Below are 17,575 nucleotides of genomic sequence, written 5' to 3' on the forward strand. Positions count from 1 at the left end.
CCAGTTAATAAAATGACTGGCCCATTATTTTATCTACCCTTCCAGAAATCAGCCGCCGCTGGCATCAAGCGCGACAAATAAGGCTGCCATTTTCTCTTGCAGAATAAACTGTAACGACTCTTTTATTGGAGCGTCATCCAGTTTTACTACTGCCGTTATCAGTGCAAGGCATTGCTCTGCCAGTTCCAGCGGATCGCCTGAAGTTAACTCAATTGAATTAAGCATGGCTGGTTACCTCATTTAACGCATAACCGGCTGAAACTGAGGATCGTTTACCCGATGCGGATCGAAAATTGGATCTGATGACGGGTATAAATTTAGGGTGAGTTTGGGTATGCTGTTTAGTAGCCATGATGTTACCTCGATAACGTTGTGGTTAGAAACCCCGTTAGTGTTACCGCACTGCGGGGTTTTGCTTTTTGGCGGCGGATAAACCCACCTGCCCTGCAACAGTATATTTATACAGCGATTGGGTCAATTGATGGGCAGGGGTTTTCGTGGGGGAATTTGGAATGTTGGGGATGTATCGCAAAAATGAGGTGGTATTAAGTTTTGTTAGTTAAGGCATATCTCGGCAGCGGCAAAGCTTCCCCTACCTACAGCTTAAAATTAGTGGTAACTGGCTGGAAGCATTGGGATTTAGCACGAGGAAACCGATGACCGTGGCCACTGAGCATCGGTGGATGGTGATTTAGGTACAGTACTCAACAAAATCAAATTAGGAGCCATCTGGTAATTCCATTATTGATATAGCCTAAATTTAACCATTATTTGTTATTTATGTAATTTGATTATTAAGTAAAGGAAACATCTGAAGCAGATTCATCAAAACAAACATTTCTTTCCCTTCAGGAGCCCAAACACGGATACCTTCGTCACCAAGATCAAGATAGTTAAAAGTCATCTTCGATTCTTTACCTTGTTTAACCAATGATGGAACTTTTATTTTCTTATTAATATCATCAAGATGGATACGATGAACTAAGCCACTGTGCATACTAACGATTTCTAATCCACTAATAAAAGTCCATAATTCTTTACCGTTCCAAAATACAATTACAGGGATGGTCTCTATACCCGCATACTCTAACAAATGCTGCTTGATAGAATCATGCACCCTGTGAACACTAACTTATCAGAAGAACTTAACTTATTTCTCTGGAGCCTCCAAAGTAGTTTCTCTTCATAAAAGCTTTTCTTATTCATCAAATAATCTCTGCTTCATTTTAAGTCCACTCCAAATAGCCATCTTCAAGTATCCAGACTGCTCCCCCAGGGCAAGACTCATCAAAAAACCAAAGACCATTTTCTATTTCTTCTTCTGTTTTTGGGAATGAAAGCTTGAAGCATTTAACTTGTTCACTGACAGTTCCTTTAAGAAAGGAGCCATGTTTAGCTAGTTTTATTCTTCCTGCTTTTAATAACTTTTCTAAAAACCAGAAGAAGATTGCTTTTCTCTTCAGAAAAGGAAAATCCTCATATTCAGTATGGATAGATGAAAGAAGAAACAGAGCTATGTAAGCACATAACCCATTTAAAGCTTGGGTTTCTGCATATTTCAGAATAGTTTTATATTCGTTATCAGTTACCATTTGATTTTATTACTATTTATTGGCACTTTATGACCCACTATTACACTGTGGTATATGCTCCACATGATCACCTATTACAGCCACACACCTAGTCTGCACCTCAAAGGCGACTGGTTGGAAGAAGCGGGGTTTGGGACAGATACGCCGCTGACTGTGGCCGTTGAGCAAGGGCAACTGGTGATCCGCACTGTGGCTGTATGACAGGTAAAAATCCCCGCCAACTTGAACTGCACCTTACTCAGTTGGGTGTCCAACTTTTGGGGTGCATTTCAAATGTTGAGGAGCTATCTAAAGTTATTCACTATAATGTTAAATTACTTACATCAACACTACTGATAACCCATTTATTATCAGACATATACTGAATAAAATCTGGAGGTAATAACACTCCATAATTACTCACATAGTATGCAAGATCACTTGGCCAAGCCCATACCCCATCAGTTTGTATAGTTAGTGTTCCTATAAATTTTTGCTCATCAGATAACACATCGGTAACCACAGTTGGAGCAATCATCAAAAAATGTCCATTATTAAGATAGCCAGCCACCTTGAGGGAATCGGCTAATATACCTCGATTAACCAATGCAATTAAAGACTCACCGTTATCATCACCATGAGATAGTTCTTTAAAAAAGCCCACCTTCTTCAGTTTTTTCATTTTCCACCTGAATGAGGAGTAAAAGTATTCCAAGTACCTGTATTTGATGTAGCGGTATTTCCAATAGTCATCGCTCCATTAGGATGAATCCAAACAGTGTTACTAGGAGCTACAACAGTTACACCTAACTTATTCGATAAATTCTGAGCCGCCCCTGTAGAACAAGCTCCCGTATTACATGAAATTAAGCGAATTGACTCGCCAGTATAACCATTCTTCTTAATGAATGTAGCAAGGGATCTCTGATCCAAGTTAATCCATTTCCCATCACGAAGTACCAAAAAACCCTTAGTTGTACCATGAACAACCACATCGAAATAACCCTCTTGCGGCTTTATCCAAGTGGTTGCTTTAGATAAAGGATCTCCTTTCCCGATGAGGCTAGTACCTGCAGGAACAGCTTCAGACACACCTTTCACAGACTTGCTTTCAACAATCTTCTGAGCTAGAACTCCACCAATTGTCTGACCGCCAGCTAATATCAATACTGTTGAACCTGATTGTATCAACTGCCAACCTTTCTGGTTCGAACAAGCCTCCCAGCCCATTCCCATGCAATCTATCGCATAGTTATAGGTTTCGATACCCAGCCCTTCCTTATAAGTATTTGCAGCATCGGCGCCAATCTGGGCAGCAAGTGCATCATATCCAGTTGCGCCACCTACCTCATCAAGGGTCTTATTAACACAAGATTTATCACCGGCTTTCAGGCAATCACTAAATTCATCAATATTCTTATTTGAAGTAGCGACTATCTCCTTAATAACACCGGCACGACAATCTCCATCACTTCCACAGGCAGCCAATTTATTCGCGAACTCTTGCGGCTCTTTATTCTTCAGCGAGTTATTCTCAACCTCAACCCGCGCCGCATTCCCCCCACTGGCAATCGACAACCCATCCCCGCCTGCCGCACCACCAGCCGCCGAGCCCAGCATTACCACCAGATTACTGATAAGCATCTTCTCATCGCCCACCAGCTCTGAGGCTTTCTTGCCGTAGAACGCCATCGCTAAAGTATCAGAACTCGCCGCAGCAACCAATCCACCTGCAGCTGCCGCGCCAGGGTTTGCACCCTGAGCGGAAGCTAATGCACCGGAAACAATAGCGTGTAATGCAACCCGTGCCGCTTCACGCGCACCTTCATTACCCTCACCGTTGGTCGCATCTTTAACCAATGCCGCCATATAAGGCGCTGAACCCGCAGCAAGCCCTCCGGTAACATTACCGCCCAATATCCCTGCCAGTAACCCGGTTGCTGCCGAACTGTGAGTCCAGAACTCACTGCCGACACCATACTCTTTATCGACATTCTGATACGCCTCAGACTTAATGATCCTGTCATTGATTTGCGCCTCAGATAAACCATTCAGCTCACCGTTAGCCGCCATCTCAGACCGAACCTGCTTTTTAGCCTCGTTCAGCTTGCTTTGTTTATAGGCATCCATCGCCTGAGTACCCAGAGCCACCGCCTCTTTCTGGATATCCAGCTTGTCCTTAATCTTATCCTTATCGAAGTTATTATCTAACGCATGGTGAGCGTTATCCGTATCTCGGCTCAGGTCAGCAATATCCTGCTGCTGATTATCCTTATCACGAATAACAATATCCCCGACGGCAATCGCACTGTGAGTGGTGCTGCTGTCCTTATCCGACACTTTACCTATCGGAGTGGTTGGCATTGCCGGCGCATAGCCCTGATAGCTGTCACTGTCGCCATCGTAGCGGGTTCCTGCCGATACGCTGATACCGTATTGCTTACCTTCTGATTCGGCTTTGTTTTCAATATCCGTCCAGCCCAGTGTTCCGGTACTGAGGCGGTTTTTATCCGCATCCGCTTCAGAGGCAATCACCGCCCCGTCTAACTGTGTATGATTCCCCACATTGATATCAAAACCACCGGAACCAGCGAAAATACCGCTCTGATCGCGTACCGCATCATAATCATTGGTGATTTTCTCACCGCTGAAGTTAGCACTTCCCTGACCACCCGGAGCTCCCCAACAAAGTGGCGGAACGCAGATACTGGCACTAAAACCACCCGAATTTTGCTTGCTGTCATAATCGGCAGTGTCCTGCAAACTACTTATCGTCAGGTCACGTCCCACATTGGCTATCACCCGGTCACCAGAGACTTCCGCCCCCTGAAGGGTGGTATCCCGACCGCTGGTGATACTTAACGTCTCATCCGCATGAACCTGACTATTGTGGTTAACCAGCGAACTGCCATTCTCTTTGCCCTTGTACTGGCTGGCACCCAGTTCAATGGTAAATCCATTCTGTGAACCGCCAACCCCGGCGCCAATACCAATACTCTGCTGATTACCTGAGTTGCTGCTTTCCAGCTTATCTTTGTCCTGCGCCGCCGTCAGAATGATGTCCTGACCCGCATTAAGAATGACGTTCTTACCATGAATATCCACGCCCTTACCGCGAATATCTTCCGTGGCGTTAATACTCACCGTCTCTCCGGCTTGTAGCATGCTTCCCTGTTGCTGCTGACTTTCATATTTCTCTTGCTGTTTTGAACTGCCCGCTGAAGCACTCACCGTCACCTTCACCGCCGACGGATTCATATCCGACTGAATGGTCTGGGAGCCGATATTCAGCGCCGCCTGAGCACCATAAATTGCCGTCAGCCTTGGGTCTCTGCCATCTTCCGCTGAGCGGGCCGCCTTCTCTACGGCCTGAGCGGCCGCAACGGCATAGCCTGAGGTGGAAGCAGTGACACCATACTGCGTGGAGCTGGAGCTGTACTCATGCAGCGAGTTGTCCTCACTGACATCCATCAGCACATTTTTGCCACTCAGATTAATCGACTTACCGGCGCTGACATCAGCACCGTTTAACACCACATCCTGACCGGCCTGCAGCGTGATGTTCCCACTACCGGAGGTTAGCTGGCTGCGAACCGTGCTCTGCTGAGTGCTTTGATCAAGCTTTGAGTAACTGTCTTTACGCCAGCCTGCGGTACCGCTGTAACCATCACCACCCAGCTCCCCAATGGTGGTACTGCTGCCGCTTTCATATTCCCGTACCGTATTACTGCCTGAGCTGACCCGGATATCCCCCTGCTTAGCCACCAGTATCAAATCATTGACGGAGGTCAGCGCACTGCCGGCAATATCAATGCTGCCCTCTTTGCTGTTGATATAGATATCCTGACCTGTCAGAACCGATGGATTCTGGGCGGTAACCTGTTTATCACCTTTGCTTTGTGACTTGTCATAGCCAACTGGTAATACGCCGGAACCATGATTTGGCCCACCGCCAACACCACGAATGACAGAACCTGCGGTTGGCATGGCATCCGTCACACTCCAACTGCTGCTTTTCGACTGACTGGTGCTGTTCTGGCTGTCGGTTGACGGTACGATAACCACATCACGACTGGCATCAATAATGATGGATTCTCCAGCCCCCAATTGGCTACCGCTAATCAGCACATCACCATTCGTCAGTTTACCGTCCGCGATGCGGCTACCATTTCCTGTGGCATTAAGCTGAATATTTCCTGCCGCACTCAAATTACTGCCGCTCTGGTATTCTCCATAGCTCGTGGTTTCACTGTAGCTGGAAGAACGCCCGTAACTTACCGGCAGCTGCGTCGGACTGAATAAATCAGCCACTGTCGCACCGGTTTCATTTAACAGATTTTTGGTTTTTTGTACGCCGCCATCATTTGAGTTAATGATATCCCGGTAGTTACGTACGCTATTAATCAGCGGGTCTGAAACAGAAATACCCACGCCGCTACTTTTCGAGGACTGGGTGACTTTCTCATTCACCACATCACGCCCTGGCTTAATCACGATATCCTGAGCGGTAATATCGATATGCCCGGTGGCACGCGTGGTATCACCGATAGCACGTCCGGCAACCATATCGCTGCCGCTGATAGTCGCGGTATTACCGGCGGAAATAATGACATTACCGCCGGAAGTCCCTATCAGGCTACGTGCGTCACTTTGATTCACTTCTGCGCCATCATAAGTTGACTTGCTCGACTGGGAACCAATACTCACCCCCAGGCTGCCGTTACTCATTACCCCGCTCTTTTTCACTTCCTTCAGGCGATAGGTGGATTGTTCCTCGGTTGCGGCAACAACATTCACGTTATTACCGGCCGCCAGCACCACATTACCTTCACCAACAACAGAGGAGCCTTCAACCTTCAGGTCATGACCCGCAGACAGCGTGACTTTATCACCGCTTAACAATGAACCTTTTTCATGAGTGGCATAGTCCTGCTCAATGGTATGGGTGGTCTTTTTGGAGAGCGTCTTTTTCTTAACCGTGGTCTTTTCAGCAAAGTGGTAATCACTTTCGGTGGCGCTGGTAACGTTGATGTCATTACCGGCATACACGCCGAGATTGCCATCAGCCTGAACGTTCGCCGCTTTCAGGTTAGCATCATGACCCGCGGCAATTTGCACGTTTCCACCGCTGATAATGTCAGTTCCCTGCTGGCGCACAGACTCATCGACATTTTTAGCGCGTTTACCGTAGCTCTCCTGATAAACCCGACTCTCTGCCGTAGTCAGATTCACGTCACGGCCGGCACCCAGTAAAACCGAGTCTTCCGCGATAATTTCTGCGGCCTGAGCATTAATGTCCCTGTCCGCAGCCATACTCAGACCACCACCGCTCACCAGTGAGCTACTTAATGCCCCCTGCACTTCGGTTTTATTCTTACCCACCTGAGTCGACTGGCTCTGCTGAGCAGCCAGAATATTAATATCCTGCCCGGCACTCAGCGTAAGTGGCCCTTTTTCGGTGGTGACTTCAGACGCAGTAAGCTCAATATTTTTACCGGCATACAGGCTCAATGAACCTTCAGACTGAATGGAGGCGATATTACCCACATCGGTTTGTGAGAAAGCTAAGGTTTGATTTCTTCCATTTTGACCTGAAACCGACCACTGCTGTGTCTCGGTGCGATTAATGATGCTACCATCCAGGCTCTCCAGCGCCACTTGCTGACCACCAATGGTGGAACCGATATTGTTAATATCGTCCATCGCAAACATTGACACATAACCACCTGCTTTTATTTGCCCGGCATTAATATTGTCAATGGTGCTCCAGCTGTCGATAAACAGGGAGTTATCCGCCAGAATACTGCCGTTGCTGTTAATTAAGCGACCGGCTTCCAGCTCAACATGTCCGCCCTTAATCACACTGCCAGAAACCGCAGTAACATCGTTTTTAGCCAGATACAGTTTTGGTGCCAGAACGGTTTGACCCTGAATGGTCATTGGCTCCCACCAGACCATACTCTTATCTAACCGGGCAATTTGTTCCGCCGTCAGACTCACACCAAACGTTAACCCCAGAGAACCATAGGCTTGTGCTGCGTTATCAATCAGATACTGCATTTGTGACAGGTCAGAGCCAATACCATTGATATAACGGCTACCGGTCTGCTTCAGCATGGCATCGCTGATATAGCGGGTATCAAACGCGGCGTCTCCGAGGAAACGATAGTCATAATCCGGATTCAGATTCAAACGGTCAAGAAAATAGGCGGAGCCAATAAACCTGTTTTTATCGGTAAAGCGGCTGTCGGTTTCATGCGGGGCAGAACCCGGCCGCATGCCTAACATGCCGTACAAATCATTAAACAGACTGGTGTCCAGATGCCCCATTCCCCCCATCTCTCCTACCCCGCCTAAACCATTCAGTTTAGGGTTAATGGTGATCAGGTAAGGGCTGTCCGGATTCTGGCTGGTGATAAACAGACCATTCTGGCCATTGGGTAATGAAATATCACCAAAGCCACTGAGGGTTGGTGCTGCCAGCGAATGGCTGATATTACCCGCATTGGCTACCGTAGTGGTATTACTAATGTCATTATCGAAGGTGGCGTAGAGATCGCCGCCGGCTTGGATGGTGGAATTATACAGACCAGAGTCTTCTGTATATTCGAAACGACGTCCACCGTTAGCAATATAAGTGATATATCGATTATCCAGCGTCTGCTCATAATAACTGTCATATCCCATCTTTAAAAAATAGAAATAATAATTACCATTTGGATATTGTCGAAGCTGCACTTTGCTTTCAGGTAATAACGCCCAGTCATTAGGAACACTCGATAACGGATACTCATAGGTCTGGTATTGCGTTACTGAGCCATCAAACCAAGACTGATTATTTAAACTTCCACCTGATAAAAATGCATCACGCGAAGCTAAAATATGACTGGCTCGATTATCTAATTTTCCAGCTGATATAAATAGATCACGGCCTGATGATATTTTTGCTGCTTTACCATCACTATTAACCTTAACTGATGAGATGGTAACAGCCAATTCTTTTTCAGTATGCCCCTGTAGTGGAACAGCATAATAATAATCCTTATCATTAAACCCGCCATTCCCGTTTGAACTAGCGTTGTCGTTATAATGATAAACAACTAATTCGTCTAAATTGAGCTCTATTAATGGAATATCCGCCTGTATATCCGTTAACCATGAATATTCTTTCGTTAAATCCTGCTCAGTTTCAACAACAGACAATCCATATTGCTCATTCAGCAAATGCCCGGTATTAATCGTAATATCACCGTCATAAGTTTCAATCGTCCCCGAGCTGTTCAGCACCAGACTGTTGGCATTCCCCGCCGCGTCCTTTTGCATCCACAGGCTATTGCCTGCCAGAATGTCTCCTTTCAGGTTGCTAATGGTGTCAGCAAACAGTCGCATATCCCCTGCGGCATACAGCAGAGAACTGTTAGTAATATTGTTAACCGCGCTCAACAGTAAATCACCACCCGCACCGGTAAAACCGCTGTGTACAATAGAGTTCTGGCTGGTTATCTCAATATTGCCGCCGGACTGAAGGTTGCTGTTGTCCCCCAGTACAATGTCCGCACCGCTTAACTTAAGAACCCCGGTACCGGCAGCAATTTTTCCCTGACTGGTCAACAAGCCACCGCTGCTCAGACTGACGCTTTGCCCCTGTAAGGTACCGTTTTGCATCAGTGCGCCTGCGGTGCTGAGGGAAAGCGAATTGCCTGCCGCCATGGTGCTGCTGTGGGTGAAATCCTGATTGAGACGAACCGAGATATCCGTTAATGCCAGTATCTGCCCGGCGTGGTTTAACACATCGCTGATTAATGTCAGATTACCGCCGCTGAACAACCTGCCGCTGCTCTGGTTATCGGTGAGTCGGGTGTTAATATCCAGTTGATTCAGCGCCAGCACCGTGCCGCTGTTAGTGAGGGTCTGCCCGTTAATCGTAACGGTTTGCCCCTGCAATGTGCCCTGTTGATGAATGGTGGTGCCGTTAAGTGTCAGCCCGGTATCAGACTGCATGATGCCCAGTTGACTGATATCCGTGCCGGTTAACGTCAGTCCGCTGCCGGAAACTACCGTGCCCTGTAGCAAAGCAGTCTGACTGGCATTCAGGGTCATACCCTGCCGCGCCTGAATATGGGCCGTCTCCAGCGCCGTTAATAACGGTGAATCCAGCGAGAAGGTACCTCCGGCAGAAATCAGCCCGGCTAAAGTACTGGCTGAAGCCATCACCGCCATATGGCCATCACTTAACAGCTGACTTCCCGCGAGGGTATTCAGGGTGGTGGTATTCACCCGGATATCCTGTTGCGCTTTAACCGAACCCGCCAAATCAATGCGTGCTGACTCAAGGGTTATGCTGCCATCGCTGAGTAACAAACCTGACAGCTCGACTTTCAACCACTGACGTGCGGTCAGGTTCAATGCCTGCTGTGAGCCCAGACTGCCGGACAGGGTGACGTTATCCGCCGTCAGCGTTGTCTGAGCACCGGACAGCATGATGCCACCATTATTCACCGTGCCGGCAACAATATTCTGTGAACCCTGAGCCTGAATTTTTCCCTGATTGTTCAGTGACGTAACATTAATAGTACTGTTACCGTTAGTAGCAAACAGCCCCTGATTGAACCATTCTCCCGCAGAAAGTGACAGATCATTGCCTGCACTTATTTCCCCGGCACTCTCAACGCGTTCTGTTGCTGTTACATTCAGATTCTGCCGGGCTTGAATTGTTCCCTGATTATTAAGGGATGTGACATTGATGGTGCTGTTACCGTTGGTGGCAAACAGCCCCTGATTGAGCCATCCTCTCGTCGTGAGTGACAGGGTATTGCCGGAGCTTATTTCCCCCACGCTATCAACCCACTCAGTAGCGATAATATTTAAATTCTGCTGAGCCTGAATTTTACCCTGATTGTTCAGTGAGGTAACATTAATGGTGCTGTTGCCGTTGGTGGCAAACAGCGCCTGATTGACCCACTCACCGGTGGATAATGACAGGGCATTGCCGGAACTTATCTCGCCCAGACTGTCAACACGTTCAGTCATCGCCACATTCAGATTCTGCTGAGCCTGAAGTTTTGACTGAGCGCCGGTTTGCAAACGGCTCCCGCTTAACGCGATATTCTGTCCGGCATTGACGTTGCCATCCAGCGCCAGATGCCTGCCTTCAAGGCTGACGTCGGTCAGGCCCGTTACACGGGAAGCAGCATCCTGCTGTAGGGTCTGATGGCCTTTGGCTTTCACCTGACCGGCAGAAATCTGACTGCTGTTCCATAACTGATGCTGAGCATCCAACTGGACAGTTCCCTGACTGCCAACCCTACCCTGCGCATCCACCCCTGCCGCTACACTGGCATTGCTCAATTGCAGGCTCTGCTGGCTACTCAGGTTAACGTTATTACCGGCAGCAACAGTACCGTTGCCAACCGTTATCTGCCCCTGACTGTTGAGCGTAACGTTACCCGCCGATGACAGTGCCCCCTGACTGATTTCAGTCTGACCACGGCTGGTTAAGCGGATATCACCCCCCGCCTTATGATTTCCCTGTAGCGCCAGCTCATCGGCCTGCACCGTCAGGTTGCCCTGAGACAGGGTATGGTTCAGCGTCAGCTTACCGTTAGCATCCAGCTGGATATCGCCCTGCCGGGCATTCAGATTACCCAGATTAACCCCGACGCCCTTTTCGCTGGACACCATATGGATACGGTTAGCGTACATGCCGCCTAATGCACCAGTATCAATCGCCACCCTAGGTGCTGTACCGTCCCCGGCAATCGGGGTAATGCTGCCGTCGCTGCCCACCCGGTTACTGCCGCTGATAACGCTTAAATCTTTCGCATAGACCGCCGCATTCACTTCGGTGGCGCGGGAAATAATCGCCAGTGAACTGCTGTTGCTGGCATCCAGCCCCTGTCCCTCAATGGTAATGGTGCCTTTGCTGACTTCCAGTGCCTGCACATTGCCCTGCGCATCCAGCACCGGTTTACCGGTGGTTAACGTCACGTTGGGCGTGTTGATAAACCCGCAGCCGCTACAGGTGATGCCGTACGGGTTCGCCACCATCACATTGGCCTGTTTGCCCGCCACTTCGGTATAGCCCTGAAGCTGTGAGCGATTGGCTCCCACCACTTCATTGATAATGGCATTCGCTTCCTGCCCGTTTTTCAGATTGGGGTTATTCTGGATCAGTCCGCCCAGTTGAGTCTGATTCAGCGCCTCCGTGGCATTGTTTAAAATCAGCCCTTCCTTGCCAACGTTAAAGTTCTGATACTGGTTATGGGATACCCCCGAGCCGTTTGGCGTGGCGATATTCACCACCGGCACACCATTAGCCGCATTATCCGTTGAAGTATTGCCGCCGGCGACATCTATCCCTGCCGCCAGTGCCGGTGCCATTGGCTGAATACACAACAGCATGCTAATCAGATAGCTCAATACACGGCGACGAGTTGAAACTGGTAACACTTCCATGTTGTTTTTCATTGTTGTTATCCCGTGTGTTTAATTAAAACATAAGTCCAATGCGGTAATAGACGGCGTACCGGTCTGGCTCCAGCCAGTCCGGATATTTCAGTGGCTTTGACACTGTAAAACTGCTGGAAACATGACGATGAGCCGTAGACAACCCAACCGCCGCGCCCCACAGGGTACCGGAGGCGTATTTATCCAGACTGTCGTGATGCAGATAACCGCCATCCACAGCGGTCACCAGACTCACCTGCCCCATCACCGGCATGGTGAACAGGTAAGTATTCAGCTCGTTACGCAAGTAACCACCGCTATCACCCGCCAGATATTGCTCTTTAAAGCCACGGACGGAACTTTCCCCGCCAATGGTCAGGCGTTCACTGCCGTACAACCGGTCAGGGGTCCACTGTCCATATACACTGCTTAACCAGGTAACTCGCTCGGTTAGCGGAAAGTAGTAACTACCGGACAGGCTCCATTTAGAAAATTCCTCTTTGGGAGCGCCTGACGGCTTTCCGTCATCATCTTCAGCCCCCAGCCATGGCACGCCCTGACTGTAAGCCGGATTGAGCGTGGCAAAGCCACCCCACAATTTTTGACCGTGGTTAATGCCAATGGTGACACTGGAGAGCTTGCGGCTGCTGCTTTGCAGCAATACATCGTTAAGGTAGTTACGGCTGATGCGATGGGTTATGCCTAAGGAGAGACCGGTTTTAATATCCCCGTCACGGTACAGCGTCCAGCTGCTGTTCAGTCGATGGGTCTGGGAATCACCCCGCGAACGCCAGTAATAGCCGCGGTTATCGATACTGTTCAGGTAGTCACTCCAGGAGTAACTGTAATCAAACAGGGCGTAGCCGTAAGGTACGCTGAGGCTGGCCTGTAAGCTCTGGGCATCATGGCTGTTGGATAAATCACTGCTTTTGGCACCATTAACGAACCACTTATCGGCGATCCCCAGCAGGTTATTGCCGGTAACTGAACTGTTCATCTGCCCGGTACCGGTACTTTTCTGTCCGCTGTTATCAAAACCCAGCGTGAAACTCAGCGGAAATTCCGGGGTGGCGGATAGATTAACCACCGAAAGCCCCTGCTCGCTTCCCGGTAAGATTTCAATCTGTACCGGAACGGTACGCACCCGGTTAATTTGTTCCATTCCCTGCTCAATATCCCGCAGGTTAAAGATGTTTCCTTCCAGACCGGGAAACGCCATACCAAGAGCGGTGGTGGATTCACCTTCCAGCAGTACGGTTTCCAGTTTGCCTTCCAGTACCCAGATATTCAGGGTGCCGGAAGAGAGATCCTGCTCGGTTAAAAAAGCCCGGCTGGTAATATAGCCACGGCTGATATACCACTCGGAAACCACCTCAACCAGTTTAGATATCTGAGAAATACCCATGCATTGATTAAGATAGGGCTGAACCAATTGATTTTTATCTTTTTCAGACAGTCGGGTTGCCTGCTCTATATTGATGTGATTAATGGAAAAGCACGGACCCGATATTTCTGGAGAGGTAGATTGAGGGGAGGTTCGCAATTCGACATTGCGCTCTAAATCTTCCCTTTGCTGTTGGTTTTGCAACAGGATATCGCGCTGCTGCTGTTCGATATCACCTCGGTCAGCCGGATTTAATGGGGCTGCATGAGCATATGACAAACAGACAATAACGTTAAATACCGTAAACAATAAAATTATAAACTTAATGATAGTTAAAACTGTAGATAAATATAAATTTACAGAATTATCCCACACACTTTTTAATATAAAAGTCATATTCCATCCATGGTGAAAATATAAATTAATTTTTATTATCAGTGGGTTATAATTATTTTAAGCAATTATTAAGAATTAACCCTAAGTAATTATAAGGCTAATGAGATTTATTTAATACCTGTCAAAAATGCCAGTATTTAACACGCTTAATTATGTATATATATTCTGGCAGGTAAGCCAATACTCTCTTGATAAACTCTCTGGAAAAAGATTAGTAACCAGAGAATTTATCAATAATTTACTAGGTTCTGTCAGCCACAAACGGATTAGTCATTCTCTCTTCACCAAATGTGGACATTGGCCCATGACCTGGAATAAATTGAACGTCATTGCCCAGCGGCCATAATTTATTGCGAATAGAGGAGATCAGTGCCTGATAATCACCCCGTGGGAAATCAGTTCTGCCAATGCCGCCAGCAAATAACACATCACCCACTGAAGCTAATCGGGTAGATTCGGAGAAGAAAATAACGTGACCTGGAGTATGGCCTGGTGTGTGGCGAACTTGTAGTTCTACATTGCCAAACTTGACGGTATCTCCTTCATCTAACCAACGATCCGGAACAAACGGAGTACAGTGTTCTAAACCGAAACGAGCACTTTGTTCCAATAAGGTTTCCAGTAAAAAAACATCGTCTTTATGAGGGCCAACAATTGGCACCGTATAACGCCGCGCCATCTTGCTGGCAGCACCTACGTGATCTAAATGACCATGAGTCAATAATACTTTAACCAGCTTTAAGCCTAACTCTTCAATGGTCTTACTTAATATCGCCGGCTCACCGCCAGGATCAACAATCACCGCCAGTTTAGTTTCTTCACACCACAATAATGTGCAATTTTGCTGGAAAGGTGTGACTGGAATAATTTTGTATTTCAAAGAAGCTCTCCCTCATAGCTAATATGATTGTTATTTTAAGCAATAAATCATATTACCATTTCTTTCTGATTTGTTTAGCTCTCTATATAAAATAAGGCGTCTGATTAGACGCCTTATTCAATTCATGCTGGGAACAACCTTAATTACCAGTCTCTAACGGGTCCGGTATCAACATGTACAAAATTACTGGATGGGTAATAACCTACCCCTCCGGATTTCATCTGTAATGCTGCATCTCTTAAGCTTCTCAGCGATACGCCATCAATACGGATATCAGCCGCCTGACCTAATGTATGATAGCTGTGTTTTGCTACTCCACGTTTCTGACTACGCATACTATTATTGGAATCAACGCTACGATAGCCACAAATAAGTTCAATTTCCTTATTACCAAACTGCTTTTGTAAATAATAAAGCTTATCGTAAAGCTGTGGATCAATAGTGGTAATTTGATCGTTACGTCGATCGCGGAAAATATGATTTAAGCGAGAGAGCTCTGTTTTGTCATAACTCTTACCATTAAAGTAAGTAGACTTAATTGTTTCATTGGTATTGATATTTTTAACCAACAAAGTACGGGTACGTAATGCACTCTTACTTTTCTTTGTCGTTGAGGTACTGGAAGCAGCAAATGCCGCATCAGGAATAAGTGCCAGACCTAATGCTGCGCCGCTAATGGCCAGCCATTTACGACGGTGATGATCAATTTTATCCATAATTCTATTTATACTCAGTAAAACAGGTTACAAAATAATTTCGTTACTCAATAGCCACTGACATGAATTGATTTATGCCATATTGCTTCACTACCGCGTAGTAAGCAAAAGTGCGAAGAAAAACAAACGAATACTATATTAAGTCTCTATGTAGCATAACTTTTAATGCTTCTCAGTCCAGACTTTGACTGTTTCTACGGGTGCTTAAATGTAAGCACCCGTGAACAGATAATGTTATGACAACAAAAATGAAAGGATTACTGCATTAGCGCAATAATTTTTCTACCTGAGGTAACTCTTTAATCCCTTCTTGTGCTGCACTGTCATATCCATAAATATCAGTACGGAATTCAGGCGTTCCACTATTTGACACCCAAGAGGTCATATAATAGAGCTGCACAGGGATCTCTTCACGAATATTGGCATAGGTTGTGCTGCCACGTTTCAGAGTGTTTTGAATTTTATTGTCATCCCAACCCACTTCATTTAACAAAATATTTGCCAGTTCAGATGCTTTATTAACCCTAATACAGCCTGAGCTTAACGCCCTCATATTTTTGTCAAACAAACGGTGGTTAGGTGTATCGTGCAAATAAATTGCATCATCATTCGGCATATTAAACTTAAAGCGGCCTAACGCATTACTACGGCCAGGGGCTTGTTGCAGGCGGTAATTCCCACCGGCTGACCAGTCAATGGTACTTGGATCCACAACGGTAGCGCCTTTGCCCCAACCGGAATAGACGGTATAACCACCGCGCTTCAGATATTCAGCATCACGTTTAGCTTTAGGTACTAAATCTTCACGAATTAATTTAACCGGAACGTTCCATGGCGGATTAACCACCACATTGTTTAACGCACTGCTCATTAATGGTGTTTTGCGTTTTACAGAACCAACAATAACCCGGGATTCCAGAATCAATTCGCTATTTACATAATAGGCCAGTGAATAATCGGGAATATTGACGAAAATACCGTGATCCATTGAGTGTGGTAATAAACGTAAACGCTGAATATTCAGTGCTAAAATAGCTGCGCGCGTTTGCGGAGCCATATTTAACGCTTCACGAGTCGTATTACCGATGACACCGTCAGTTTCCATGCCATACATTTGTTGGAAACGTTTTACGCCATCCACCAACTCGCCGCTGTATACCAACGATACATTTTTCTTAGGCGCCGAAGTTTGGCCTTCTGTTGTAGCATGAGACGCGGCATCACCTTTGATAAGACCGCTACGCGCCAGAATATCTCTCAGTACAGGCACATCTTTATTACTGTTACCCGGACGCAAACTTTGTTTAGCAAGCGACATTTGTGGCCATGGTTGAACATCTTCAACTAACGGCTTCAATAAATCATGCATTTTGCTATAGGAGGTATTCTGTGGGGCTAAACTTTGGATAAACTTGTCAGAATTGCCATCTTTAACGGCCAGTTGCCATTGGCTAATCATTTCAGCTGAAGGTGCGGCCATTTTGTAAGAGCCTTTGTTATATAACCAACGATTACCATTAGTTTTAACACCTTCAACAAAATGCATATAGCCCAAGAGAGCATCAGATAATATAGCATCTCTGGCAATACCAGTAATTTCTGGTTGAGTCAGTAATTTTGCCCACTGACCAAATTGAGGCTGTATACCTGCCAGCGCCATTTCAGCTAACTGTTGTTCAAACAACTTCTGAACTTTCTCGTCTTCCCACAGGGATTTCATTTCTGAAGTGGTATAGACAGAACTTAACTCAGGCATGAACTTTAATGTTACCCCAGCAGGTAATGCCGCGAGTAATGCATCACGCGTTTGGGCAACCAGTGCCGGGTCTTGAACCGGCAATTCAACAGCGGTAGTTTCTGCTGTTGCTACTTGCTCACCTTCTGTTGTCACGGGTGCTTCGGCAGAAATAGCCGCTGGAGCCTGATTATTCAGGTCTTCATCCGCCGCACATCCGCCTAATGGGAATGCCATCAACGCCGTTAATGTACATTTTACCGCTAAATTTTTAATAATTTTTCGTTTTACCAACAACATCCTTTGTCCCCTGCTTTTACCAACATATTATTGACCATCGCCACTATGCCCCATTTGAACGTTAAAATGGCTTGATAAACATGCGCTCTAATTAAAACATTTCTACCAAACATCCTGTATAAATTGGCATTCGAAAAATTGGCCGCC

11 protein-coding genes are annotated in these 17,575 nt (G+C 46.7%); 2 read left to right on the forward strand and 9 right to left on the reverse strand.

Annotated elements, in window-relative coordinates:
- Nucleotides 1-48 precede the first annotated feature (48 nt).
- On the reverse strand, nt 49-225 hold the full coding sequence (locus tag I2494_RS13785; RefSeq protein ID WP_218467340.1) for a hypothetical protein: 177 nt from the start codon (nt 223-225) through the stop codon (nt 49-51).
- A gap of 383 nt (nt 226-608) precedes the next feature.
- On the opposite strand from I2494_RS13785, the gene I2494_RS20715 reads away from it, so the two are divergent.
- Nucleotides 609-695 (forward strand): SymE family type I addiction module toxin, encoded by an 87-nt coding sequence (locus I2494_RS20715; protein WP_407657916.1) that lies wholly within the window; start codon nt 609-611, stop codon nt 693-695.
- Between the two features lie 83 nt (nt 696-778).
- Here the strand turns inward: I2494_RS20715 and I2494_RS13790 are convergent, their stop codons facing one another.
- Nucleotides 779-1,117, reverse strand: coding sequence for a hypothetical protein (locus tag I2494_RS13790; RefSeq protein ID WP_218467341.1), 339 nt, complete (start codon nt 1,115-1,117; stop codon nt 779-781).
- Between the two features lie 109 nt (nt 1,118-1,226).
- Nucleotides 1,227-1,592, reverse strand: a complete 366-nt coding sequence (locus I2494_RS13795) for a DUF596 domain-containing protein (RefSeq protein ID WP_218467342.1) — start codon at nt 1,590-1,592, stop codon at nt 1,227-1,229.
- A gap of 54 nt (nt 1,593-1,646) precedes the next feature.
- On the opposite strand from I2494_RS13795, the gene I2494_RS13800 reads away from it, so the two are divergent.
- The gene (locus I2494_RS13800) at nt 1,647-1,793 is read left to right on the forward strand and encodes a SymE family type I addiction module toxin (protein ID WP_218467343.1); all 147 of its coding nucleotides are present in this window, start codon (nt 1,647-1,649) and stop codon (nt 1,791-1,793) included.
- A gap of 100 nt (nt 1,794-1,893) precedes the next feature.
- Here I2494_RS13800 and I2494_RS13805 read toward each other — a convergent pair whose 3' ends face one another.
- The 6 genes from I2494_RS13805 to ldtD form a co-directional block, all read right to left on the reverse strand.
- A complete protein-coding gene (locus I2494_RS13805; RefSeq protein WP_218467344.1) occupies nt 1,894-2,253 on the reverse strand; it encodes a hypothetical protein in 360 nt (119 codons plus the stop codon).
- Nucleotides 2,250-12,038, reverse strand: coding sequence for a hemagglutinin repeat-containing protein (locus I2494_RS13810; protein ID WP_218467345.1), 9,789 nt, complete (start codon nt 12,036-12,038; stop codon nt 2,250-2,252). Before I2494_RS13810 ends, I2494_RS13805 begins: the two co-directional genes overlap by 4 nt.
- 22 nt (nt 12,039-12,060) lie before the next feature.
- Complete coding sequence (locus I2494_RS13815; RefSeq protein ID WP_218467346.1) at nt 12,061-13,797, reverse strand: ShlB/FhaC/HecB family hemolysin secretion/activation protein; 1,737 nt, start codon at nt 13,795-13,797, stop codon at nt 12,061-12,063.
- Between the two features lie 241 nt (nt 13,798-14,038).
- Nucleotides 14,039-14,677 (reverse strand): MBL fold metallo-hydrolase, encoded by a 639-nt coding sequence (locus I2494_RS13820; protein WP_218467347.1) that lies wholly within the window; start codon nt 14,675-14,677, stop codon nt 14,039-14,041.
- Between the two features lie 143 nt (nt 14,678-14,820).
- Complete coding sequence (locus I2494_RS13825) at nt 14,821-15,393, reverse strand: YcbK family protein (RefSeq protein WP_218467348.1); 573 nt, start codon at nt 15,391-15,393, stop codon at nt 14,821-14,823.
- Between the two features lie 265 nt (nt 15,394-15,658).
- Nucleotides 15,659-17,428 carry a L,D-transpeptidase gene (ldtD, locus tag I2494_RS13830; RefSeq protein WP_228350958.1) on the reverse strand — a complete coding sequence of 590 codons (1,770 nt, stop codon included), beginning with the start codon at nt 17,426-17,428 and terminating at the stop codon, nt 15,659-15,661.
- Nucleotides 17,429-17,575 lie beyond the last annotated feature (147 nt).

Source organism: Limnobaculum allomyrinae (genome assembly GCF_016649425.1).
In the GTDB taxonomy this organism is placed as follows: domain Bacteria; phylum Pseudomonadota; class Gammaproteobacteria; order Enterobacterales; family Enterobacteriaceae; genus Limnobaculum; species Limnobaculum allomyrinae.